Annotated in this window: 20 protein-coding genes; 5 read left to right on the forward strand and 15 right to left on the reverse strand. The window is 65.7% G+C overall.

Annotation, left to right across the window (positions count from 1 at the left end):
* Positions 1 to 83 precede the first annotated feature (83 nt).
* The 15 genes from HN018_RS01125 to HN018_RS01195 form a co-directional block, all read right to left on the reverse strand.
* Positions 84 to 2108: an SUMF1/EgtB/PvdO family nonheme iron enzyme gene (locus HN018_RS01125; protein WP_171832804.1), complete on the reverse strand. Its 2025-nt coding sequence runs from the start codon at positions 2106 to 2108 to the stop codon at positions 84 to 86.
* The gene (locus HN018_RS01130) at positions 2105 to 2509 is read right to left on the reverse strand and encodes a VOC family protein (protein ID WP_171832805.1); all 405 of its coding nucleotides are present in this window, start codon (positions 2507 to 2509) and stop codon (positions 2105 to 2107) included. Before HN018_RS01130 ends, HN018_RS01125 begins: the two co-directional genes overlap by 4 nt.
* 13 nt (positions 2510 to 2522) lie before the next feature.
* Positions 2523 to 3923 (reverse strand): ABC transporter substrate-binding protein, encoded by a 1401-nt coding sequence (locus HN018_RS01135; protein WP_171832806.1) that lies wholly within the window; start codon positions 3921 to 3923, stop codon positions 2523 to 2525.
* Positions 3920 to 4762, reverse strand: coding sequence for an ABC transporter permease (locus HN018_RS01140; RefSeq protein ID WP_171832807.1), 843 nt, complete (start codon positions 4760 to 4762; stop codon positions 3920 to 3922). The genes HN018_RS01135 and HN018_RS01140 overlap by 4 nt, the downstream gene beginning before the upstream one ends.
* Complete coding sequence (locus HN018_RS01145) at positions 4759 to 5769, reverse strand: ABC transporter permease (protein WP_239478914.1); 1011 nt, start codon at positions 5767 to 5769, stop codon at positions 4759 to 4761. The genes HN018_RS01140 and HN018_RS01145 overlap by 4 nt, the downstream gene beginning before the upstream one ends.
* Positions 5766 to 7376: an ABC transporter substrate-binding protein gene (locus HN018_RS01150; RefSeq protein WP_239478916.1), complete on the reverse strand. Its 1611-nt coding sequence runs from the start codon at positions 7374 to 7376 to the stop codon at positions 5766 to 5768. The genes HN018_RS01145 and HN018_RS01150 overlap by 4 nt, the downstream gene beginning before the upstream one ends.
* 83 nt (positions 7377 to 7459) lie before the next feature.
* Complete coding sequence (locus HN018_RS01155; protein WP_171832808.1) at positions 7460 to 8473, reverse strand: C-terminal binding protein; 1014 nt, start codon at positions 8471 to 8473, stop codon at positions 7460 to 7462.
* Positions 8474 to 8498: 25 nt separating this feature from the next.
* Positions 8499 to 9245 (reverse strand): amino acid ABC transporter ATP-binding protein, encoded by a 747-nt coding sequence (locus HN018_RS01160; protein ID WP_171832809.1) that lies wholly within the window; start codon positions 9243 to 9245, stop codon positions 8499 to 8501.
* Positions 9242 to 9904, reverse strand: coding sequence for an amino acid ABC transporter permease (locus HN018_RS01165; RefSeq protein ID WP_171832810.1), 663 nt, complete (start codon positions 9902 to 9904; stop codon positions 9242 to 9244). The genes HN018_RS01160 and HN018_RS01165 overlap by 4 nt, the downstream gene beginning before the upstream one ends.
* A gap of 14 nt (positions 9905 to 9918) precedes the next feature.
* Positions 9919 to 11466 (reverse strand): flavin monoamine oxidase family protein, encoded by a 1548-nt coding sequence (locus HN018_RS01170; protein WP_171832811.1) that lies wholly within the window; start codon positions 11464 to 11466, stop codon positions 9919 to 9921.
* A gap of 43 nt (positions 11467 to 11509) precedes the next feature.
* Complete coding sequence (locus tag HN018_RS01175; protein ID WP_171832812.1) at positions 11510 to 12328, reverse strand: substrate-binding periplasmic protein; 819 nt, start codon at positions 12326 to 12328, stop codon at positions 11510 to 11512.
* Positions 12325 to 13773: an NAD(P)-binding domain-containing protein gene (locus tag HN018_RS01180; RefSeq protein ID WP_171832813.1), complete on the reverse strand. Its 1449-nt coding sequence runs from the start codon at positions 13771 to 13773 to the stop codon at positions 12325 to 12327. Before HN018_RS01180 ends, HN018_RS01175 begins: the two co-directional genes overlap by 4 nt.
* A complete protein-coding gene (locus HN018_RS01185; RefSeq protein ID WP_171832814.1) occupies positions 13770 to 14780 on the reverse strand; it encodes an NAD-dependent epimerase/dehydratase family protein in 1011 nt (336 codons plus the stop codon). The genes HN018_RS01180 and HN018_RS01185 overlap by 4 nt, the downstream gene beginning before the upstream one ends.
* Positions 14777 to 15565, reverse strand: a complete 789-nt coding sequence (locus HN018_RS01190) for an RraA family protein (RefSeq protein ID WP_171832815.1) — start codon at positions 15563 to 15565, stop codon at positions 14777 to 14779. Before HN018_RS01190 ends, HN018_RS01185 begins: the two co-directional genes overlap by 4 nt.
* A gap of 16 nt (positions 15566 to 15581) precedes the next feature.
* A complete protein-coding gene (locus tag HN018_RS01195; RefSeq protein WP_171832816.1) occupies positions 15582 to 18104 on the reverse strand; it encodes a TonB-dependent receptor plug domain-containing protein in 2523 nt (840 codons plus the stop codon).
* A 305-nt stretch (positions 18105 to 18409) separates the two neighbouring features.
* Between HN018_RS01195 and HN018_RS01200 the strand changes: the two genes are divergently transcribed.
* The 5 genes from HN018_RS01200 (at position 18410) to ureC (ending at position 22759) form a co-directional block, all read left to right on the forward strand.
* A complete protein-coding gene (locus HN018_RS01200; RefSeq protein WP_239478917.1) occupies positions 18410 to 19339 on the forward strand; it encodes a dihydrodipicolinate synthase family protein in 930 nt (309 codons plus the stop codon).
* Positions 19340 to 19515: 176 nt separating this feature from the next.
* Complete coding sequence (locus HN018_RS01205; RefSeq protein ID WP_171832818.1) at positions 19516 to 20376, forward strand: urease accessory protein UreD; 861 nt, start codon at positions 19516 to 19518, stop codon at positions 20374 to 20376.
* A gap of 43 nt (positions 20377 to 20419) precedes the next feature.
* Positions 20420 to 20722 carry an urease subunit gamma gene (locus tag HN018_RS01210; RefSeq protein WP_171832819.1) on the forward strand — a complete coding sequence of 101 codons (303 nt, stop codon included), beginning with the start codon at positions 20420 to 20422 and terminating at the stop codon, positions 20720 to 20722.
* Positions 20706 to 21053, forward strand: a complete 348-nt coding sequence (locus HN018_RS01215) for an urease subunit beta (RefSeq protein WP_408886737.1) — start codon at positions 20706 to 20708, stop codon at positions 21051 to 21053. Before HN018_RS01210 ends, HN018_RS01215 begins: the two co-directional genes overlap by 17 nt.
* Positions 21053 to 22759, forward strand: a complete 1707-nt coding sequence (gene ureC / locus HN018_RS01220) for an urease subunit alpha (protein ID WP_171832820.1) — start codon at positions 21053 to 21055, stop codon at positions 22757 to 22759. The genes HN018_RS01215 and ureC overlap by 1 nt, the downstream gene beginning before the upstream one ends.
* The last annotated feature ends 9 nt before the right edge of the window (positions 22760 to 22768 follow it).

Here is a 22768-nt window from a genome sequence, read left to right on the forward strand (position 1 = left end):
GCATCTTCGATGCCGAAGCGAGCAGGCGGAAATCCGATTCCGGAACCGTCTGCGCCGCCTCCGAAAGAACGTCTCACGGCCCCTTACGCCGAGACGACGATCCTGAAGCCATTGCCGCGCCAGAACCCGTCCGGTTCGAGGCTGCCCCTATAGGTGCAGCAGGCTTTCGCCTTGCCACTGGAGAAGCAGCCGCCGCGCAGCACGCGCCGGATCGATGCGTCCGCCGTAGGATTTTCGCGTCCATCCGTCCGGTAGGGATAGGCCCAGGCCGGATGAGCCATGTCGGGGCCCCAGAGGGTGCTGGTCCATTCCCAGACCTGACCCGTCATGTCGTCCAGCCCGAACAGCGATCGCCCCGCCGGGAACAGGCCCACGGCGCAGGTATCGTTCAGCCCGGTTTCGCTGGAATTGGCACGGCTCGGGTGCCAGCCTCCTTCCCACGGATAGACGATTAAAGGGTCCTGATCAGGCTGGCCGCACCGGGCGGCGTGTTCCCACTCCGGTTCGGTCGGCAGCCTCACCCGCTCCTGCATCGCGATCCGGCCGTCGGCGCGCCACCGGTCCGTCAGCCAGTCGCAGAACGCGTTCGCATCGTGCCAGGTCAGGTCGACCGCCGGCACATTGGCGCGTTCGGCACGCGGCCCGTCGGCGCTTCGCCACGGCCGTCCGGTGGCGGCGATGAAACCGGCATAGGCCCGGTTCGTGATGGGATACCGGCCGACCCGGAAGGCGGCCGTCGCGGCGGCATGGACCGGCATCGAGTTGGGGTGGGTCGTCGACCCCATGACGAACCCGGCGGCCGGGATCGAGATCAGCAAGTCGAGGTCGCGCGGATCACCCGCTTGCGCCAGGTGCCGGCCAGCCGCGACGCGCAGCGGTATCGGCAGCCTATCTCCTGCAATGGCGGCCAACAGCGCCTGCACGACCGTGTCCCAGGCACCTGGCCATGAGGGCAGCCCCTCGGTTTCGATAACACCGGCCGCCACCAGCGCGCCCCGCCCGCCGGCTGCATCCGGGAGGGAGGCCAGCCCGTCCACCAGGCTGGCGAGCGAGGTTGCGGCGCCTGTGTCACCGGTTGCCCTGTCCGAGAGCCGTCGACCGGTCAGTCCGGCGGGCTCGGCCCAGCGGACGGGGTCGCTGGCGAACATCGCGAGAATTGCGGATGGGCCGATCGTCTCGAGATGGCGGGCCACGAGATGAAGCGAGACCAGCGACGACAGGTCGTTCGGTGCCGGTACTGCGTCGCGATGGTTGTCGAATGCCTGCGCGGCCAGCTGGGCGACCGCGTTGTCCGAGCCAAGGGCCGCAAGAAGCCAGGCATCGACCAGTCGATAGGGCGTCTCGGGCGGATCGACGAGATCGAGCGACAACAGGAACAATTCGGGCAGTGCCGGCCCACCGCGTGCCGACATGGCTTCGGCCGCCGGCGCGACGGCCTTGCGGTAGGCATCCCGCTGCGTCTCCAGCAACGGCAACAGGCTGTATGTGGCAAAAACGTCCGGCAGCGACCAACCAGCGCAGTGCCCGGTTTCACCGAGCACCAGCACACGCAGCGTCGGCACGCGTGCCAGCAGGTCGCCGAGTGCGGCGAACATCTCCGCGGCCGACGCGTCAAGATGCTCCGCGCCATCGAGGATCAGCAACATCGGCTCGCCTGCACCGAGCGTCGGCGCACCGGGGAGGGCTTCCAGCACCGCAGCGAGCGTGGTCGGCCCGGTGACCCGCAGATAGACCGGCACCGGTAACTTCCCGCTCCAGGCTTCCGGTGCGACATCCCCGAGATCGTTGCGCGGCAGCACGCGCTCCAGGCGGGCGAGGTTGAAGGCGGGATCGCCGATCCGCTCGCCCGCGAGGTTGAGAGCGAGATCGAGCGCGAAGCTCGTCTTGCCGGCACCGTGCGGTCCCAGCAGGAGCACGGCGCGGTCCTGCGCCACGACCTCGACGGCGGAATAATGGATCGGTGGTCGCGCCGCACTCGGGTCGGCAATGGTCCGAAGTCCCTTTGCCGCTCTGTCTTCGTGCGTATAGTTCACCAGCAGCGGCAGATATGTCTTCCGCGCCCCGAAACGCGCGATCAGCGTACGGCACGCGGCATCCGCCTTGTTCATGATCGCGATGGTCCGGCCGTGTGAAACAGGGCGGCGACAGCCGGATCCCGGAATCGCTGCACCTCGATGGCGTAGCCGCTGGGGTCCTCGAAAAAGAAATGTTCGCAGAACCGGCCGAACAGGATCTCCGACATGCCCGGCACCCCGTCCTGCCGCAGGCGATTATGCCAGGCGATGACGTCGTCGACCACGATCGTCAGCAGCACGGCGCTGTTCGGCTGGTGGTGAAGATGGCCGCGATTGCCATCGACGATGCCGAAATAGCTGCCGCCGCCGATACGGTAGATCCGCGCCATTCCCTGGTCGAGCACGAGCTCGAACCCGAGCGTCTGCTCATAGAACGGGATCACCACGTTGAGGTCATCGTAATAGAAGAACGTGATAGTATAGTCCGCGGTCATCGAGATGTCCTGGTCATGCATCAAGTTTCAGGATGCCCTTGTGGTCGAGGCCGATACCGGACCGGAGCCGGGTGGCGAGCACGCCGACCGGGTGGAACAGATACAGCCAGGGCGGATCGGCGTTGAGCCGCGACAGGCAGCGTCCATAGGCCACGGCGCGATCGCCATCCTCGACGCTGTCGTTGGCGGCCCGGATCAGCGTCTCGATCTCCGGGTTCTCGTAGCCCTGCCACCAGACGCCGTGCGTCGTGCTGGAAATCTTGTCGTTCAGCACCCTGTAGGTGCTGTGCGGCGAAGAGTCGAAGATGGCGAGATCGCCCATGTGCCCGGCGCCGATCTCGCGGGCGTATTCCGGCCGGTCCGGCTGTTCGTCGAGCCTGACCCGCACACCGACCTCGGCCAGCGCGTCCTGCACCATCAGGCTGATCCGCAGGGCACGTGTCGGCATGTGGTGCGGAGTGCGCAGGACTAGCTCGCCGGATGGGGCGGCCCGGTCCAGCAGCCGTCGCGCCATGTCCGGGTCGTAGGCAAGTGGCGCTACCGCCGCGTCGCGATACCCGAGATGGAACGGGCTGACGATCGTTGCAGCCGGTTCGGCAAGTCCGCCGAACAGATCACGCACGATCCGTGTCTTGTCCACGGCGTGATTGATCGACCGACGCGCCTCAGCGGAGCGGAAGAACCCGGTGGCGCAGTTCAGGTAATACATCACCGACAAGGTGCCGGTCGCCCGGTGCCAGTTGAGATCGTCGCCGAAGTCCGGGCCGCGCTCCAGCAGTTCGAGGCCGCAGGCGATGTCCGCTTCGCCGGCCCGTACACGCCGCCGCCGCTCCTCCGCACTCGGCACCGCGATTGCCACGAGGCGCGATGTGTCGTTCCCGTGCACCGGCTCGAGTATCGCGCGGTCCTGCGGCGTGAACTCGGCAACCCGATAAGGCCCGGTCCCGAGCACGGGGAAGCCTGCCGCATCGTTTTTCGAGATATAGAACTCGGAGAACACGTCGAGCATGTCGGCGAACGGGTGCGGGCTGGAGACACCGAGCGCGGTGTCTGATAGGACGCTGAAGCGCGTGTGTTCGAAGTAGCGCGCATACGACCATTTCATGCCGAACATGTCGAGCGAGTCGAGGATCGCCTCGATGAAGGCGAGGATATCGGCCGCCGTGCAGGGTGTTCCATCGTGGAACCGTGCGTTCTCGCGGATCTCGAACCGCCATGTGCGGCCGCTGCCGTCGTGGCTCCAGCGCGCGAACAGGGCCGGGCGGACAAGCCCCTCGTGCCAGCGGCAGAGCGGCTCGAACACCAGCGATTTCAGCGTCAGGATACTGGCATCGTCGGTGACGCGGTTCGACGGCAGGAAGTCGACGCGTTCGAGGACGATCACACGCTCGGTCATCCGCAAGGCCCTGGTCATGATGAACGGCGCCGCTGGCGCGGGTCGAGCAGCGCACCGAGAGAATCGCCGATCAGGTTGAACGACAGCACCGTCAGCAGGATGGCGAGCCCGGGAGCCAGGGCCACCCAAGGCGCGCTACGAACAGTTTCGAGGTTGGCGGCGATGTCGGCACCCCATTCCGGCAATGGCGGCTGCGCGCCCAGCCCGAGGAACCCGAGGCTCGCGGTCTGCAGGATGGCGCTGCTGATCGACAGGGTCGCCTGGGTCAGCAACGGCCCGATCCCGTTGCGCAGGATGTAGCGCACCAGGATGCGGCCGGTCGGTATGCCGATGCAGCGTGCCGCCTCGACATGCAGCGCGGTCGACAGCAGGGCGGCCTGCGCGCGGGCCACGCGGGCGAACTGCGGCGCCAGGGTGATGGAAATCGCCATCATGGCGTTGCCGAGGCTCGGACCGAAGGCCGCCGCCAGCGCGATGGCCAGCACCAGCGCCGGGAAGCTCAGCAGCGCGTCGACCAGCCGCATGATCACGCTGTCCAGCAACCCGCCGAAGAATCCGGCGATGGTGCCGACCGTGACTCCGGCGATGAACGCCGATGCCACCACGAGCACGCCGATCGCCAGCGTGGCGCGACCGCCGTAGAGCACGCGCGACAGCACGTCCCGGCCGAACATGTCGGTCCCGAACGGATGTGCCGCCGACGGTGGCCGCAGCATGTGCAGCACGTCGAGCCGGTCCGGGGGCGCGCCAGCCAGCAGCGGCGCGGCGGCGATCGCCAGCAGCAACAGCGTCAGCATGGCGAGGCCGGCCGTCGCCAGGGGGCTTGCACGAAGCAGCGTGCGCACGCGGGCGATCATCTCGATTGCCGGCGCAGGCGGGGATCCAGCCGCAGCGCGATCAGGTCGACCAGCAGCGAGGTCAGCACGAACATCAGCGCGAACACCAGGGTCGCACCCTGGATCGCCGGGTAGTCGCGGTTGCGGATCGCCTCGAACGTGTAGCGGCCGAGGCCGGGCCAGGAAAACACCGTCTCGGTCAGGATGGCGCCGCCCAGCATGTCGCCGAACTGCAGGCCGATCACGGTCACCGCCGGCAGGATCGCGTTGCGCAGCGCATGGCGCACGATCACCGCGCGTTCCTGCAATCCCTTCGCCCGGGCGGTGCGGATGTAGTCGCTGGTCATGGTGGCGATCATGGTGTTGCGGACGAAGCGGCTGAGCGTGGCGGCGAGGAAGCTCGCCAGCACCGAGGCCGGCAGCAGCACGTGCCGGATCGCGTCCCACAGCGCGCTCCCGTCGCCCTCGAGCACCGCGTCGAGCATGACGAAGCCGGTGATGCCGGTGCGGATCTCCCAGGGATCGGTGCGGCCGGCGACCGGCAGCCAGCCGAGCCAGACCCCGAAAGCGTATTGCAATCCCAGCGCCAGCAGGAATGCCGGCACCGACACCCCGGCCAGCGCGACGAGCCGCAGCGCCTGGTCGAGCGGTCCTTCCGGCCGGCGCGCCGCCCAGACCCCGAACGGAATGCCCACCGCGAGCGCCATCAGCAGTGCCGTGACGGAAAGCTCGATCGTCGCCGGCAGCCTGGTCGCCAGCGCCCGCGAGATCGGCTGGCCGGTCTTGAGCGAGGTGCCGAAATCGCCGTGCGCCAGGCCGCCGACATAGGACAGGAACTGCCGTGCCTCGGGTTCGTCGAGATGCAGTTGATGCCGGAGCGCGTTCAGCTGCGCGTTGGTGGCGCCGGGCCCGAGCAGGGTAACCGCGGGGTCGCCGGGGATAAGCCGGGTCAGGCCGAACACCATTACCAGGACCAGCGCCAGCACCGGCACGACGGCCAGCAGGCGGCGGCCGAGATAGAGGCTCAAGGACCGGTTCCGGCTGCAGGATCGCGGTGAACCGACCGGTATTCGGTCAACGGGGGGGCGCCGCTGAGCTTCAGTCCCCGGATGTCGGCCCGCGCGAACACGATCACCCTGTTGCTGAACAGATAGATTCCGGGCACGCGGTCCATGATCCGGTGCTGGATCTCGCCATAGAGCGCCTTGCGCCGGACCGGATCCGGACAGGACTGGGCCTCGAGGATCAACCCGTCCAGCGCCCGGTCGGGTGGCATCCTGAAGGTCATCGCGGTGTCGGCCAGGCTCGACAGGTACCCGATCGTGATGTGCGCATCCGGATCGTTGTACCAGGCCTCGCGGCCATCGAGTGCCACCTCGAAATGGCCTCCGGTCTGGATGGTACGCAGGCTCGGGAACTCGACCTGCTCGATCCGCACGTCCAGGCCGACCGCGGCGAAGTTCGCCTGCAGGAAGGTCGCCACCGTCGCCCATAGGCTGCCCTGGAAGGTGTAGAGGGTCAGGTGGATGCTGCCAGGGGCGTAACCGGCCTCACGCAACAGGCGGCGGGCCTGGACGGGGTCATAATGGAACGCGGTGCGTTCCATGGTCGGGTCGTACGCCCAGTTGCTGCTGGGCAATGGCCCGTAGGCACGATCGACGGTGCCGTCCATGACGCCGTCGATCAGGCCGTCGTAATCGACCGCGAGGGCCATCGCACGCCGCACCCGCAGGTCCCGCGTCGGACCGCCGGCGGCCCGGTTGTTGAACTCGAGCTGGCGCATGATCTGGCTCGGGGCCTCGATCACCTGGATCGCTGGGTTCCTGCGATAGGCCTTCAGATCCTCCATCGGCAGCGCCGAGAGCTGTCCGTTCTGCTGGCAGATGTCGATGTCGCCATTCTCGAGCATCAGGCGACGCGTCGAGGCATCGGCGATGACCAGATAGACGATCCGCCGCATTCCGGGTGCGCCCCGGAAATAGGTGGGAACCGCATCCAGGATGAGGCTCACGTCGGGATCGTAATGGCATATGCGAAATGGCCCGCTGCCGACCGGCGTGTTGGCAAACGCGGCCCCCATCGAACGCACCGCCGTCGGGCTCACGATCGCCGCCTGGGGCTGGGCCAGCAGGGTCAGCAGGAAAGGGATCGGCCGCGAGAGCCGGATCTCGACGATCCAGCGACCCGTGACCGTGACGGCCTGCACCGCATCGAGGCTCGCGCGCGTGTAGGAGTTGTGCGTCAGGCTGCGATCCAGGGAGAATTTGACCGCTTCCGCATCGCAGGCAGTACCGTCATGGAAGCTCACGTCGGTGCGCAGCTGGAATGTGGTGACGCACCCGTCCGGCGAAACCGTCCAGGATCGTGCCAGCCTGGGTTCCGGCATGGTCTGGCTGGCATCGCCCCAGGCGACCAGCGTGTCGAACACGTTGAGGATGATCTCGCTGCCGATCGGTTCGGCGCGATTGACCGCCGGCTCGAGCCCGACCGGGTCGGACGCGACGGCGATCACCAGTGTCTGTGCCCGCAACGATGCGGACGATGCTGCCCTGGCCCACGCTGGCAACAGGAAGCCGGCGCCTGTGGCGAGCACCATCTCCCGTCGCGCCAGCATGACCATCCAGAGTTCACCCAATCTGATATCTCAAATGATATATCCGGGTAGGGCTCCCGTCAAAGCTTCCGATCAAGCCTGGTGTTTTACGGGCAGCGTAGCTGTCAGACTAGGTGCTGGTTGAGGCACGCGCGCAAGGCTCCGGTGCGCAGGAAATCGATCGCGGTCGACGTCGTCAGGCGGCGTTTGTCCGCGATCGATTCTGGCGCATAGAAGGCCGAATGCGGGGTGATGATCAGCCGGTTGCGGATCCAGTCCTCGCCCTCGCGCCACGCACGCAGCAACGGGTGCCCGTAGTCCGGCGGCTCGGTCGGCAGCACGTCCAGGCCGGCCGCCTGCAGGCGGCCGCCCCGCAACGCATTGGCGATCGCATCGAGGTCGACGACGCCGCCCCGGCTGGTGTTGATCAGGATCGCATCCGGCGGCAACGCGGCCAGGGCATCCGCATCGATCATGCCCCTGGTATCCGGCGTCAGCGGCGTATGCAGCGACACGATGTCGGAGTCGGCCATCAGGTCATGCAACGAGATATGCCGCCTGTAGCCGACCGCGAGTTCCGCGCCGGGCGGCAGATGCGGATCGAAGAAGCGGACCTGCATGTCGAAGCCGGATGCGCGCCGCGCGGTGGCAACGCCGATCCGGCCCAGTCCGACGATGCCGAAGCGAAGACCGCGGAGACGACGCACGGTCGGCATGCCCAGCGCCGCCCAGCCTCCTGCTTCGCGCAGGGTCGCGTCATAGCTCGCGATGCCGCGGGTCAGCGACAGCAGCAGCGCGAGCGCATGGTCCGCAACCTCGGTGGTCCCGTAGTCTGGAACGTTGCAGACCGGAATACCGCGCCGCGCCGCTGCCACGATGTCGATATGGTCGTAGCCGACGCCGGACGTGACGATGATCCTGCACCGGGTCATCTTCGCCAGGATGTCGTCGGAGAGACGATGCCGGCCGCGATAATTCAGCCAGGCATCGGCACGCGCATAGACAGCGTCCGGCAGCGCCGTGCCGGGTGCCAGGTCGTAGGGCATGAATTCGAGATCGAAGTCGCTGCCGCACAGCGCGTGCTCGATGTCCCGCTCCGGATGCTGGGGATCGACGACGACGATAAGCGGCTTGTTCATCGGCAACCTCTTGGACGAGCCGCGATCACGCGTAATGGGAATGCGACAGGAAAGCCCGGATGTCTGGATGGGAGGCTTCGTTGAAGAACATATCGGTGGGTTGCTGCTCGAGAATGCGACCCTGCTGCATGTAGACGATCCGGTTCGCGACACGACGCGCGAAGCTCATTTCGTGGGTAACCACCAGCATCGTCACCTGCTGTTTCGCAAGGTCCGCGATGGTCGCCAGAACCTCCGCGGCTAGGCCGGGATCGAGTGCCGATGTCGGTTCGTCGAACAACACCACCAGGGGCTCCATCGCCAGCGCACGCGCGATCGCCACGCGCTGCTGCTGGCCGCCCGAAAGCTGCGACGGGAACTTGTCCGCGTGCGACGACAGGCCGACCTGCGCCAGCAGCCGAAGCCCGAGTTCGTGCGCCTGTGCAGGGCTTTGGCGGCGGACCCGGATCGGTCCCTCGACGACGTTCTGCAGCGCGGTCATATGCTGCCAGAGATGGAAGCCCTGGAAGACCATGCCGACCCGTGCACGAACGGCCGCAAGGGCGCGTGTCGGCATGGTGCTGGTCACAGGCTGCCCGTCTATCAGCAGCGTGCCGGCCTGGTGCGGCTCGAGCTGGTTGATGACCCGCAGCATGGTACTTTTCCCGGCGCCGGACGGCCCGATGATGCCGATCACGTCGCCCGCGAATACGTCGAGCCGGATATCCTGCAACACCGGATCGGCGCCGTAGCTTTTGCAGATCCCATCCAGGCGGACGACGGGCACGGTCATGGTGAGCCTCCTACGCCGGGTGCCAGGCGTCGTTCCAGCCAGATCTGCAGCAGCTGCAGGACCGACGTCATCGACAGATAAAGCACGCCCGCGGTCCCCAGGATCTCGGCAACCTTGTAGGTGGAGCTGTAGATCGACTGGCTGGTGAACATCAGTTCCTGCACGGAAATGACCGACACCAGTGACGAGTTTTTCAGCAGGTTGATCGACTGGCCGATATAGGGCGGCAAGGCCGGGCGAAGTGCCTGCGGCAGCACGATCCGCCGCATCACGAGGCCCGGCGTCATGCCGACCGCCAGGGCCGCCTCGCGCTGCCCACGCGGCACGGTCAGGATCGCAGACCGGAAAATGTCGATGTAGTAGGCGGCCGAGTTGAGCGCCAGCACCAGCACGCCGGCGGTGAATGCCGGCATGCGTATGCCGATCCCTGGCAGCCAGTAGTACACGACGAAGATCTGCAGCAGCAGCGGCGTGCCCCTGATCAGCCAGACGTAGATCCCGACGATGATCCGCAGCGGCCGCGCCTTGGAGAGACGCAACATGGTCAACGCCAGGCCGAGGATCGATCCGCCGATCAGCGATAGACCCGACACGGCGATCGTGGTCCCGCTCGCCTGCAACAGGTAGGGAAGGTAGTTCCAGACGATTGCCCAATCCACGCGCGTCGCCTCGATCAGAGCTTCGCGGATTGTCGATGGGCGGCGATACCGTCGATCGCATAGTACGCCGACTGGATCGCGCCCTCCTGCCAGCCATTGATATGCGTCAGGTAGTCGGCCGCGAAGAAGAACGGTCCGTCGGGCTTGTTGAGCCGGTCATAGGCCCATTGCGTATCTGTCTCGAAGACCGCTCCGGTGCCGAGACTGTAGGGGATATTGCCCCATGTCACGGATACCGGCCGGGTCAGGCTGTCGCCGTGGCCGGGATAGACCTTGCCGATCGCCGCACGCGCGAGAGTGGCCTGCTCGCCCAGGGGTTTCGGGCTGATTTCGGTTTCTCCGCCATACAGGACCAGGACACCTTGCGGCGAGAGCAGGCCGCCGCTCGGATGCCAGATCACCGCGTTCGGCGATTTCAGATAGGTGATCCCGCCGAGGACATCGTAATCGGTCTCCCAGAAGCGCGGGGCCTGGAAGGCGATCTTCTGGCGCATGTGGCTGCCGGGGGTGCTGATCGCGCGTTTCACATCGGGCGAGAAGTCCGACGGGATCGAGGAGAGCACGGCGAGCGGAATGGTCGAGAGGCAGATGTCGGCATCGACGGCATGCGACGTGCCGTGCTTCTTGTCGGTGTAGATAATCCGCACGCCGTCGCCGCGGCGTCCGACATGGGTGACTTCGGCATTGGTCGTGATGACCGGGCCGAGCTGGCGTGCGAACGCCATCGCGATGCGATCCATGCCGCCGATCGGCTGCAGCATCGTCGCCTGCATCACGAAGAGCTCCTCGTACATGATGCTCTTCCACATGTCGGCATCCAGCAGCACCGACATCGGCACCGGCGGAAGAATGGTGCCGACATCCTCTGCCGCGCCGGGGACGGTCACGTAACCCGATTTGGACGAGCCCTTATAGAGAAGATCCGGCGCGAGATCGCCGTAGACGCGCAGGAACGCGATCATGCGGTCCCGGTCCTGCACGGTCATCACCGCATCGAGGCCGTGCTGGTTGATCGATTTCGCCAGCATCTCGGATATGTGGCCCCGCGTGTCGTTGGCAGCCTGGCCGAGCGTGATCGGCCGGCCGCCATTGACGGCATCGTCCTGGATCGCCGCCTTGTGGTTGGCGTTGATTTCCACTTCCATCGCGACGCCGAACTGTCGGCAATAGCCCAGCAGCGCCTTGTGATGGCTCGGGATCCGGCCCGGACCCGCGTTGAAATACTGGCCCTCGTCGAAACTGCAATGCTGCGTCCGGCCGTCCGCGAAGCGTACCGTGTCGCCACCGCGGATCGTCCAGCTCTTGCCGCCGACCCGCTCGCGTGCCTCGAGTATGGTGCAGCGGTAGCCGGCGCGGCCGAGTTCGTAGGCAGCAGCCATTCCGGCAATACCGGCGCCCAGGATCACCACGCTGCGCCCGTTGCCGGAACCCGGGGCCAGAACCGGGCGCTTCGTTTCGGCATAGGCTGGCGCGATGTCGAGACCTTGCAGCGCCAGGTGCGCCGCACCCAGTCCACCGGCAAGGCCGACGCGCATGATCCAGTCGCGACGTGTCATCGACATGAATGATATCCTTGGGGAAAATCGTACGGATCTAAAATCGCGACTAGCCCACCGAGGGTGGAGCCACATGAAAATACTGCCGGTAGAGGCGGTCGTAGGTGCCGTCGGCGACCTTGGCCTTGATCACCGCGTCGATGGCACTCTTGAGTGCGATCGCGTCGTGGCGAAGCACCACCCCCTGCGCCATCGGCGCGGCCCCTTCGCCGACGATACGCATGTCGGTATTGCCGGCCTGCTGGTAATGGGTGATCGCGCTCATGCCGAGCACGGCGATCTCGGCATGACCGGTGCGGAGCGACATGAACACGTCGCTGGCGCCCGGCAGCGCCATGACCGACGAAACCCCCGGCGTGGCGCGGGTGATCTGTTCCTGGAACGATCCGGCGACCACGGCGACATCATGGTGCGCGACATCGGCAAAGCTCTTGAGCGTCGTGTTGGTCGAGGGCGCCACCGCGACAGTCGCCTCGTAGGAGTATGGCACCGAGAACGCGAACACCGTTTCCCGTTGCGGCGTGATCCGGATGCCGGACATCAGCGCGTCGACCTGTCCGGCCTGAAGTGCCGTCATCAACCCGCGGAAATCGCTCTTGACCCAATCGACATGGAGCCCAAGTGCTGCTCCGATCAGGTTTCCCCACGCGATATCGTATCCGGTCAGCTGGTTGTGCGGATCAACGCCGGTATAGGGTGGCGCACTCCCCGACGTGCCGATCCGGATCGATCCGGCCTTTTTCAACGAAGACAGCGAGTCATCCGACGCATAGGCGGCTCTGCTCCAGGATGGCAGCAGAAGCGCCCCGGCCAGTCCCGAAAGGCAGGCTCGGCGTGACAGGGCCTGGATCATTGCTGACGCCTTCATGACCGGGTGGTATCCGCATCGGGTTTCGGCTGGTCGCGTGCGAACAGGAGCGGAAACTCGGGGATGTCGTAGGCGCGGATCGAGGTTTCCTGCGCCGGGAAATCGGCGCGGAACAGGTCGTTGGTCATCGCATGAACCAGCCGTGGAACAGCGAACTTCATCGCGCTGATCGAGGAACCGGATGGGCCCATGCTCATCGTGGCGCCGAAGTTGAAGCAGTGGATGTCGGCAATCCAGGGTGCGGCGCCGGGTGTCCGTTCCTGGAACTGCAGCCCGGGGCCGAGATACGGATAGAAGCCGAGCCGGTCATCGCGCTCTTCGGCCGATGGCTGGAACCGATCCCGCCAGAGCGCCACATGCGGCGCCACTTCGGCGAGTTCGGGCCGCTGCATCAGGTCGATCTCCAGACCGGTGCCGCAGATCACGAAATCCGCCTCGATGGTTTCGCCGGGGATGGTGATGTGCACGACGCCGTTGTGCGAGGACGCGGCAAGCACCGGCGCACCGGTCCGCACCGAGAAGTTCGGATGCACGGTGGCACGGTTCCAGGTCTCCAGCGTCAGCGCTTCGCGAACCGTCAGCAGGTGACGCATCATCCGCCACCGTGTGGCATCGTCGAGCGTGCCGAAATGCCGCAGGAATCCGGGGGTCGAGATGATCTTGAAGGGCTGGGTCCGCTGGATGACCGGGCGGCGGCACAGCAGTTCGACCGAGGCGGCCCGGTGCTCGAGCGCCGTGGCTGCATTGTCGAACGCCGAAGCGCCGGCCCCGATGACCACGACCCGCTTGCCGGCCAGCGCCGCGAAATCGATCGGGTCGGCGGTATGGGCACGGACGTTGGAGGGCAGGGCGGCGATCTCGGGTGGCATCCACCAGCGCCCGCTGGTCTCGATTCCGCCGGCAAGCACCAGCTTGCGCGCCATCACGTGGCGGATGACGCCATTCTCCAGCAACGTGACGCGAAGACCATCGGCGGCCGGGACGACGCCTTCGAATCGGGTGTTGTTCTGGACCGGGATGGCCATCATGCGGCGAAGCCAGCCGAGGTAGCTGTTCCAGTCCTCCTTGGCGATCTTGACGAGCCGTTCGAAGGCGATCTCGCCTTGCTGCGCTTCGAACCAGGCCTGGAAGGTCAGGCTGGGGATGCCGAGATCGGGGCCGGTGACGGTCTTTGCGGTGCGCAGGGTGGGCATCCGCGCATAGCGCAGCCACAGGCCTTCATCGCCTTCCGCGGCCTCGTCGATGACGAGGATGTTGTCGACGCGCTCATGCAGCAGTTGCGACGCCACGGTTAGCCCGCCCTGACCCGCGCCCACGATCAGCACGTCGATGATCCGCTCGCCGTCCAGATGTCGCGGTGGCACCCAGGACGCGTTCGGATAGCCGATCAGCCGAAGGTCCCGCACCACCTGTCGTTCGAGCGCGTCCAGGCCGGTCGCGATCACGCTGCAAATCCGGACATGGCACTCTCGCGGATGAAGCTGTCGTACTCGTCGAATGCGCGGTCTAGCGTGTAGCCCGGCCCTGCATCGAGGTCGTTTCGGCCGCGCTGCCAGGACAGCAGGCCGCCATCATTGTCGCCCCAGAGATCGATGCGTTCACCTGCCGAACTCTGCTCGGCTTCGACCGCGTAGGTGAATCCGGGATAGCGGACACGCAGGCGTTCGCACCAGTCGGCGAGCGACCAGACCTGCGAGGTGCCCAGGTTGTAGACGCGGTGGGGGGGCGCGTGGTGGTCGAGAAGTGCCACCAGCGCGCCGGCTGCATCGCGGGAATAATGCCAGTTCTTGCTGCAGGGCCGGGGCAGGCTGGCATGGCCGTAGCGACGGGCGATCGCGGTCACGCTGTAGACCTGGCTGAGCGTATCGCGCACGCCGGATGAATATTCGTACGGTCCGAACACCCGGCCGAGGCGGCCGATCCGCCAGTCCAGTCCGAAGGCGTCGCCAAGCCTGGCGGTCAGTTGCTCGCCGCTCATCTTGGTGATGGCGTAGAGGGTGCTGGGAGAGCGCAGGCTATCTTCGTCGAGCAACGTGCCATCGGGCACCGAGGAGCCGAACACCGCGACCGATCCGGCAAACACGAAGCGTGTCGCGCCGACCACATGGGCCGCACCCAGAACATTGACCAGTCCGGAGATGTTGATGCCGACGGTATCGGCGGCTCGTGCGGCTTCCTGGCCTGCGCCCGTGGTCATCGCGGCCAGGTGCAGCACGCTGCGTACGCCGTGCTGCCGCATGATCATGGTCAGCCGTTCGGCATCCCGGATATCGCCGACTTCGTGCAACAGGCTACCGGGCAGCGTCCGGAGGTGTGCCAACCACGGAGCAGGCATTTCCGTCGATGAATATCCCACGACGTGACGGCCGGCTGCCAGCAGAAGCTCCAGCACGTTCATGCCCACGAAGCCGGTGGCGCCGGTGACCAGGACCGGGTCGGCCGCGATGGTCACGCAGCGCTGTCTTGCTGCGCGCACCAGAGACGATAGGCGGCGAGCGTATCGGCATTCGGCGGATAGGCGATGTCGATCGGCACACCCGCGCGGACCCGCTCGATCACGTAGGCCTCCAGGCGTTCCTGCTCGGCCGCCATGCCGGCGATCTGCATGGCGAGATGCCGTGGAACACAGACCGCGCCGTCCGCGTCGCCGACGATGATGTCGCCTGGAAAGACCGCAACATGGTGCACCCCGATGGGCTCGTTGCAGCCGACCACCATGATCGCGGAAAAGGAGGAAACCGCATCCCGGCCGGCGCACACGACCGGCAGGCTCATCCGCGCCACCAGGGAGGCATCGGAGATCCCGGTATCGAGCACGATGCCGGCCACGCCACGCGAGATCAGCGCGGTGCTCATGATATCGCCCATGAACGCGACCGACGGATGACCACCGGAACCGCAGACCACGACACTGCCCTCCGGCGCGGCATCGAGGGCCAGACGGTTCAGGCTAGGTGCCGCACGCGAGGAAATCGCGGTGCGGATATCCTCGCGCACCGGGATGGCACGCACCGTCCACGCCGCGCCGCAGAAGCGCGGCTGGTCCGGGTTCAGCGGCCGCAGACCGGTAAAGAAGCGGCTGTGCAGCCCCATCTGGAACATCACTGCGGACAGTGTCGGTACAGCCACGAGCAGTAGTGCGTCACGAAGCTCGGGTTCGATCGGTGCATAACCAGGCGATGCCAGCGGCCCGAGCGGAGGCAATGTGAAACCGTTCAATGTCTTGTCCTGCATCATGACTCTATCCACCCGACTAGAAATTGTAGTTCGCGTGGATGTAATAGAACCCGCCACTGATGCCATACGGAGAGTTCGCGTTGTAGATCTGCGCGCCGTTGAAGGTGTTTGATGAGAAATTCAGGGAGTTCGTGCGATCGGGATATGCGTTGAAAAGATTCTGCGCACCGATCGAGACGCGCAGTCGTTGGAGCACCATGTAGCCGGCATCGAGATCGGTTGTCCAATGCGGGCTGAGAAAAGAATCGCCGCCGGTCACGGTCGATGTGGCGACAAGAGAACCCCAGCGATGCTCGCGCAGCACGATGTTGAGGCGTCCGAGTGTGTAGTTGATCCCGAGTGCCAGGTTGTTCTTTGGGTTGGTCTCGGTGAGATTGTGCTGGGCCGTTTTGTCCAGCACCTGGGTTCCGAAGACAGTGCTTCTGGCAAGTGTGCTCAGCCCGAGGATCTGCGTCTCGTTGAGGTTCAACCCGGCAGTCCAGAGAACTCGGCCATAATTTTGAAAGTCGGAGCGATAATCCGCAACGATATCGAGACCACGGGTCCTGGTCCGGGCACCGTTGAGGAAGTAGCGCGCTGCGCCGACGCCTTCGACGCCGATACCTTTCAGAAGCGATGCTACGCCGGGATCGAGGGTGCCGCCCGGAGAGAGTCCGATATATCCACTCTCGACGATCCTGTTGGCAATGCCGATCTGGTAGCCATCGACCGTCACGGTCATCCGGTGCATCGGTTTGAGTACGAAGCCGGCGCTGTAATCGATCGAGGTTTCCGGCCGCAGTGCCTGCGCACCCAGTGCCTGGGCACCGGCCGAATAGACCGGAAGATTGACCGAATTGTAGGGCACGCCCTTATAGAAGCTGGTGTTCTGGGCCTGGTAGCCCTCCTCGCCCAGTGACGGCGCGCGGAACCCGTTGCTGATCGCCCCCCGCAACGCGAGCCACTTGGTCACCTCGTACCGGGTCGAGACCTTGCCGATCTTGTTGTTCCCGAAATCGTCATAATGTTCGAACCGTCCGGCGGCGCCGACCTGCCATTGCGGCAGCAGCTTGGTCTCGAGGTCGATATAGCCGCCCACGTTGTTGCGCCAGAGATTGGCGGTCTGGCTTGGCAGGAAACCGGCCTGCGACTGTGCGCCCGGCGTATTCAGGAACTTTCCGGCGTTCGGCCCGGTCAGGATCGGCACGCCGCCATTCAGGTAGGATGACGGTTCGCCCGCGATGATGCGATAGCTGTCGATACGCTGTTCCAGTCCGGCTGCAACGTTCAGCGGTGCTGCAAGAACCGGCAGGTTGAAGGCGCGCGTGACGTCGAAATCGTTGGTGATTTCGGTGGCTTCCCATGCCCCATCGCGAAACTGGGTCGGGCTGTTCACGCCGTAGGTCGAGTTGACGGTGTTGAGTGTCTGGATGTTGGCGTAGTTGCGGCCATAGGTGGAACTCAGATCCCATTTCCACCCGAACAGGTCGGCCCCCTTGAAGCCGACGGTCGCGGACACGTCGTCCTGGGTGATGTCCTCGCGCGGCTGGTAGCCGTTCGGGAAGATCGCCAGCACGGCGTCGTTCGCGGCAGGCTGCCGGAAGTTCTCCCACTGTACGCCCTCGTTATGGGCATAGGTCCCGAAGCCGTAGAAGGTGATCCCGGGCGTGATCGGCTTTTCGAGATTGACCGCGATGCTCTGGGTACGCTGCTCGGGTTGTCCGTAGCCGCTATAGGTGACCCGGTGCGGCAGCGAGTTCCGGGGGTCGCCCGCATAGTAGTAAGGCAATGTCGAGGTGAGTGCGCGGCCTGTATGATCCTGCCGGACGCCCTCGTAGGACAGGTGAATGAAGCCATCCTGTCCCAGCTTGAAGCCGATATCGTCGTCGGTCTGCCAGGTGATGCCGTCGCCCTCGCCATAGATCCCGCTGCTGGCATAGGCACTCCCGCCGTGGTCGCCGCTCTTGAGGATGATGTTGATGACGCCGGCGATCGCGTCCGAGCCGTACTGTGCGGCGGCGCCGTCCCGCAGGATCTCGATGTGGTCGATGGCGGCAATCGGGATGAGGTTCAGGTCGACGGCCTGCGAGCCGGTATTGACCGTGCCCGAGACATTGACCACCGAGCTGACGTGGCGCCGCTTGCCGTTCACCAGAACAAGGACCTGGTCGGAGTCCAGACCTCTGATCGTGGCTGTCCGCACGATCGAGCTGATGTTGCCGCCGGCCTGGCTGGGCAGGGCGAACGAGGGCAGGAGATCCGAGAGCGCCTCCTGCAAACCGGACTTGCCGGTGCTCCTCAGATCCTTGGATGTCACGACATCGATCGGCGTCGAACTGGATGCGACCGAGCGGCGAACGCCGCGGGCCCCGGTGACGACGATCGCCTCGTTCACATCGGTGACCGCCGTGGCGGTGGATGAAGGACCCGGTGCCGTTGCCTGCTGTGTGCCGATAGTTTGTGCGTACGCTGCACCTATCGGAAGCACCGGCAGCGAAAGCGTCAGGCCAACGCGCAGAAGATGACGATCATATCGATGATGGGTCCGCCGCTTGGTCATGTCGTTGTCCTGGGTTCGAAATGTAGGTCTTCGGCAATCGAGGGAAGGAATTATGGAATGCGGCGATACGGCTCTTGCGGTGCATGAACGAACGCGAGCCTGCCGATGACAGGGCCCGTTTCAGCTTACGTCCGCCATGGGAATGCAAACGGTATACCACTCAGATACCGAGCTCGTCGCAACGGATTTCAGGCTCCAGGCACTACCCGTAATATGCATTCTCGGACCGGGTAGTCAGCGATCGATTGCAATCGCTGAAAGGTATAAATATGGTATACCACTGGTTCAGAGATGGCGGGGTCGACTTGGGCAGACTTATTACCGAGGCCGAAGTCGGCGTGTTTGCAATCGCCGTCACCCCGTTCGATACGGGCGGCCAGCTTCTGGTCGGCGACATAGAAACTCTGGTCGAGTTCTATGTTGCGGCCGGGGTCAGCGGCCTGACTATTCTGGGCATGATGGGAGAAGCGGACAAGCTGCTTCCGGAGGAGTCTCTCCTCGTCGCCGAACGGTTCCTGGCAGCGGTTTCCGGGCGGGTGCCGGTCGTTGTCGGCGTCAGTTCACCCAATCCGCGCAGCATGGGCAGGCTCGCCGGCCTGGTGATGGACAAGGGTGCCGCGGGCGTGATGATCGCCCCGGGCGGAAACCTGAAGCACGATGCTGCGGTCAGCGACTATGTCCGCACCGCCTGCGAGGTGGTCGGCGAGCGGACGCCCGTCGTCCTCCAGGACTTCCCGCAGGCGACCGGCGTGCAGATGCCGGTCACGGTCCTCAATTCCCTTGTGCGGGACCTGCCGCAGATCGTCATGCTCAAGCACGAGGACGTGCCGGGCCTGGCCAAGCTGAGCCGCATCCGGGCGACCGTCGCCGAGGCCGGCCGGCGCATCAGTATCCTGACCGGAAATGGCGGGCTCTTCCTGCCGCAGGAGATGGGGCGCGGCGCGGACGGCGCCATGACCGGCTTCGGCTATCCCGAGATGCTCGTAGGCGTCGTCCGGCTGGCGCGGGAGGGCAGGATGGATGCCGCCGAAGATCTGTTCGATGCCTACCTGCCGCTGGTTCGCTACGAGCAACAGCCGGTCATGGGGCTCGCAGTGCGCAAGGAGATCCTGTTCAGGCGCGGAGTGCTGTCGTCCGCATCGCTCAGGCGCCCAGGCTATGTCCTGACGCGCGAGGATCGGACCGACCTGGATACCATGATGAACAGGCTGCAACGCCGTCTGACCAGCGTCTGATCCATGTGAGGCGCGACGCATGGTTCCCGCTGCAAGACGGCCCGCACGGTGTTGTTCCTGCGTCGGCATGCCGACGCAGGCATCGTGGCGGCGTTGTCGAGCCGACTGGTTCCCGGTCTGCCCCGATGATGCCGGTGCGGTTGCGGCACCCGCGAATTGCCCGCTTACTGCCGCCGATGCACGCCAATGACGCAGCGCCGCCGGGGCTCCAACGGTCCCGCGGCTCGTTCCAGCTCTCCGTCGGCGTTGCTGGCCCCCGGGCGGGCGCGCCGACGCGGATCCGGACCCTCGGCCAGGTGGGCTGCCTCAAGCTCCTGTTCCCACGCACGGACCCGTCGGCCCCGCTCGAAGCCGTCATGGTCAACATCTCCGGCGGCATTGCCGCCGGCGACAAGCTCTCCGGCCGGATCGCCTGCCTGCCCGGGTCACGGCTGGTCGTGGCGAGCCAGGCCGCCGAACGGTGCTATCGCGCGCGTGCCTGCGAGGATGCTGCCCGGGTCGACATGTCCATCCGGCTCGACGCGGGCGCGTCGCTCGACTGGCTCCCACAGGAGACCATCCTGTTCGATGGTGCCGTGCTTGAGCGCAGGCTCGAGGTCGACATGGAAGCCGATGCACGGTTCCTCGGGATCGAGAGCCGCGTGTTCGGACGAGCCGGTTCCGGGGAGACGGTCAATACCCTGCGTCTGCGCGACAGCATGCGCATCCGTCGCGGCGGCCGGCTGTGTTTCGTCGACGCACTGAAATGGGATGGCGATGCCGCAGCGGCGCTGGCCCAGCCGGCAATCGGCAACGGTGCCACCCTGTCCGCGATGATCGTGCTGGTGAGCCCCGATGCGCCCGCGCGTCTCGGAGGCGTGAGAGCGGCCCTGGGCGATGATCTGCCTGCCGGTGTCTCGGCGGCGGCATCGGCGTGGAACGGGCTGCTGGTGGTGCGGGTTCTGTCGACGCACGATATTGGCCACAGACGCGTGACCCGTCGCGTCTTGGAGCGTCTGCTCGATCAGGGCATGCTTCCCAGGGTCTGGCAGGGTTGATGCATCTGCAAACGCGGACGCCCAGGGACGGAGACAGGACACCATGAATCTCACGCCGCGTGAGAAGGACAAGCTGCTCATTGCCATGGCAGCAATCGTGGCCCGCCGGCGGCTCGATCGCGGCGTCAAGCTGAATTATCCGGAGGCGATCGCGCTGATCAGCGATTTCGTGGTCGAGGGCGCCCGGGACGGCCGCAGCGTTGCCGATCTCATGGAGGCGGGCGCCTACGTCGTCACCCGTGACCAGGTCATGTCGGGGATCGCCGAAATGATCCCGGACGTCCAGGTCGAAGCAACCTTCCCCGACGGGACAAAACTGGTGACGGTGCATGAACCGATCCGCTGACGCAGCCGGTCCGGTGCCGGACATGATCCCCGGGGAAATCCTGACCCGGGCGGGGGAGATCATCCTCAACGAGAACGCCGACTGCCTGTCGATCGAGGTGGTGAATACCGGCGATCGGCCGATCCAGGTCGGTAGCCATTACCATTTCGCGGAAACCAATCCGGCCCTGCGTTTCGATCGCGGTCTCGCGCGCGGGCGTCGGCTCGATGTTCCGTCCGGCGGCGCGCTGCGCTTCGAGCCGGGGCAGACCCGCGAGGTCGTGCTGATCCCCTTCGGCGGGGCGCGACGCGTCATCGGGTTCCGGTCCGAGATCATGGGAGACCTGGACTGATGGCTCGCCTCAGCCGACGCGCCTATGCGGACATGTACGGCCCGACCACCGGCGACCGCGTCCGGCTTGCCGATACTGCGCTGCTGATCGAGGTCGAACGCGATCTCACGCAGTATGGCGAGGAGGTGAAGTTCGGCGGCGGCAAGACCATCCGCGACGGCATGGGCCAGTCGCAGCTCAGCAACGCCGAGGGGGCCGTCGACACCGTCATCACCAATGCCCTGATCCTGGACCACTGGGGTATCGTCAAGGCCGATATCGGGATCGTTGCAGGTCGGATCTACAGGATCGGAAAGGCCGGTAATCCGGACGTGCAGGGCTCGATCGACATCATCATCGGACCGGGCACCGAGGTGATCGCCGCCGAGGGCAAGATCGTCACCGCCGGCGGCATCGACAGCCACATCCATTTCATCTGCCCGCAACAGGTCGATGAGGCGGTCGCGTCGGGCATCACGACGATGATCGGCGGCGGCACCGGCCCGGCGACCGGAACGTCCGCCACGACCTGCACGCCGGGGCCATGGCACCTCGCGCGCATGCTGCAGGCGGCCGAGGCTTTGCCGGTCAACATCGCGTTCGCGGGCAAGGGCAACGCCTCGCGGCCGGCGGCGCTCGAGGAGATGGTGCGGGCCGGCGCCGCGTGCCTGAAGCTGCACGAGGATTGGGGCACCACGCCGGCTGCGATCAACTGCGCACTCTCGGTCGCCGACCGGATGGACGTACAGGTGATGATCCATACCGACACGCTGAACGAAAGCGGGTTCGTCGAGGATACGATTGCCGCGTTCGAGGGCAGGACGATACACGCATTCCACACCGAGGGCGCGGGAGGCGGGCATGCTCCCGACATCATCCGCGTCGCCGGCCTGCCGAACGTCCTGCCATCCTCGACCAATCCGACGCGGCCGTTCACGGTCAATACGCTGGACGAGCATCTCGACATGCTCATGGTCTGTCATCACCTCGACTCCAGTCTCCCGGAGGATATCGCCTTCGCGGAAAGCCGGATCAGGAAGGAAACGATCGCCGCCGAGGATATATTCCACGATCTCGGCGTGCTCTCGATGATCTCGTCGGACAGCCAGGCCATGGGCCGGGTCGGCGAGGTCATCATCCGGACATGGCAGACGGCGCACAAGATGAAGATGCAGCGGGGCGCGCTCGCCGGCGATGGGGACGCCGACAATGCACGCGCAAAACGCTATGTCGCCAAATACACGATTAACCCTGCCATCGCGCACGGGATCAGCCACGAGGTCGGTTCGATCGAACCCGGCAAGCTTGCGGATCTCGTGGTGTGGCATCCTGCGTTTTTCGGCGTGAAGCCGGATCTCGTGATCAAGGGTGGCGCCATCGTGCATGCCCTGATGGGAGATCCGAACGCATCGATCCCGACGCCGCAGCCGGTGCATGGCCGCATGATGTTCGGCGCACTCGGCGGCGCCCTGGCCGCGAGCTGCATCACCTTCGTCTCCAACGCGGCCCTGGAAGACGATATCGGCCAGAGACTGGGCCTGAAGCGGATGCTGTCGGCGGTCCGGGACACCAGGGGTGGGATCGGCAAGCGGAGCATGATCCACAACGACGCGATGCCGATGATCGAGGTCGATCCGGAAACCTACGAAGTGCGGGCGGACGGTGTGCTGCTCACATGCGAACCAGCGGCGGAGTTGCCCATGGCACAACGGTATTTCCTGTTTTGATCAGGGTCA

The sequence above is a fragment of the Lichenicola cladoniae genome (assembly GCF_013201075.1).
In the GTDB taxonomy this organism is placed as follows: Bacteria; Pseudomonadota; Alphaproteobacteria; order Acetobacterales; family Acetobacteraceae; genus Lichenicola; species Lichenicola cladoniae.

What these genes read in the sequence shown, in the direction of transcription:
- HN018_RS01125 (WP_171832804.1), bottom strand. Translation starts at nt 2,108, where the DNA reads ATGAACAAGGCGGATGCCGCGTGCCGTACGCTGATCGCGCGTTTCGGG.
- HN018_RS01130 (WP_171832805.1), bottom strand. Translation starts at nt 2,509, where the DNA reads ATGACCGCGGACTATACTATCACGTTCTTCTATTACGATGACCTCAAC.
- HN018_RS01135 (WP_171832806.1), bottom strand. Translation starts at nt 3,923, where the DNA reads ATGACCAGGGCCTTGCGGATGACCGAGCGTGTGATCGTCCTCGAACGC.
- HN018_RS01140 (WP_171832807.1), bottom strand. Translation starts at nt 4,762, where the DNA reads ATGATCGCCCGCGTGCGCACGCTGCTTCGTGCAAGCCCCCTGGCGACG.
- HN018_RS01155 (WP_171832808.1), bottom strand. Translation starts at nt 8,473, where the DNA reads ATGAACAAGCCGCTTATCGTCGTCGTCGATCCCCAGCATCCGGAGCGG.
- HN018_RS01160 (WP_171832809.1), bottom strand. Translation starts at nt 9,245, where the DNA reads ATGACCGTGCCCGTCGTCCGCCTGGATGGGATCTGCAAAAGCTACGGC.
- HN018_RS01170 (WP_171832811.1), bottom strand. Translation starts at nt 11,466, where the DNA reads ATGTCGATGACACGTCGCGACTGGATCATGCGCGTCGGCCTTGCCGGT.
- HN018_RS01175 (WP_171832812.1), bottom strand. Translation starts at nt 12,328, where the DNA reads ATGAAGGCGTCAGCAATGATCCAGGCCCTGTCACGCCGAGCCTGCCTT.
- HN018_RS01190 (WP_171832815.1), bottom strand. Translation starts at nt 15,565, where the DNA reads ATGATGCAGGACAAGACATTGAACGGTTTCACATTGCCTCCGCTCGGG.
- HN018_RS01195 (WP_171832816.1), bottom strand. Translation starts at nt 18,104, where the DNA reads ATGACCAAGCGGCGGACCCATCATCGATATGATCGTCATCTTCTGCGC.
- HN018_RS01205 (WP_171832818.1), top strand. Translation starts at nt 19,516, where the DNA reads ATGCACGCCAATGACGCAGCGCCGCCGGGGCTCCAACGGTCCCGCGGC.
- HN018_RS01210 (WP_171832819.1), top strand. Translation starts at nt 20,420, where the DNA reads ATGAATCTCACGCCGCGTGAGAAGGACAAGCTGCTCATTGCCATGGCA.
- HN018_RS01215 (WP_408886737.1), top strand. Translation starts at nt 20,706, where the DNA reads ATGAACCGATCCGCTGACGCAGCCGGTCCGGTGCCGGACATGATCCCC.
- ureC (WP_171832820.1), top strand. Translation starts at nt 21,053, where the DNA reads ATGGCTCGCCTCAGCCGACGCGCCTATGCGGACATGTACGGCCCGACC.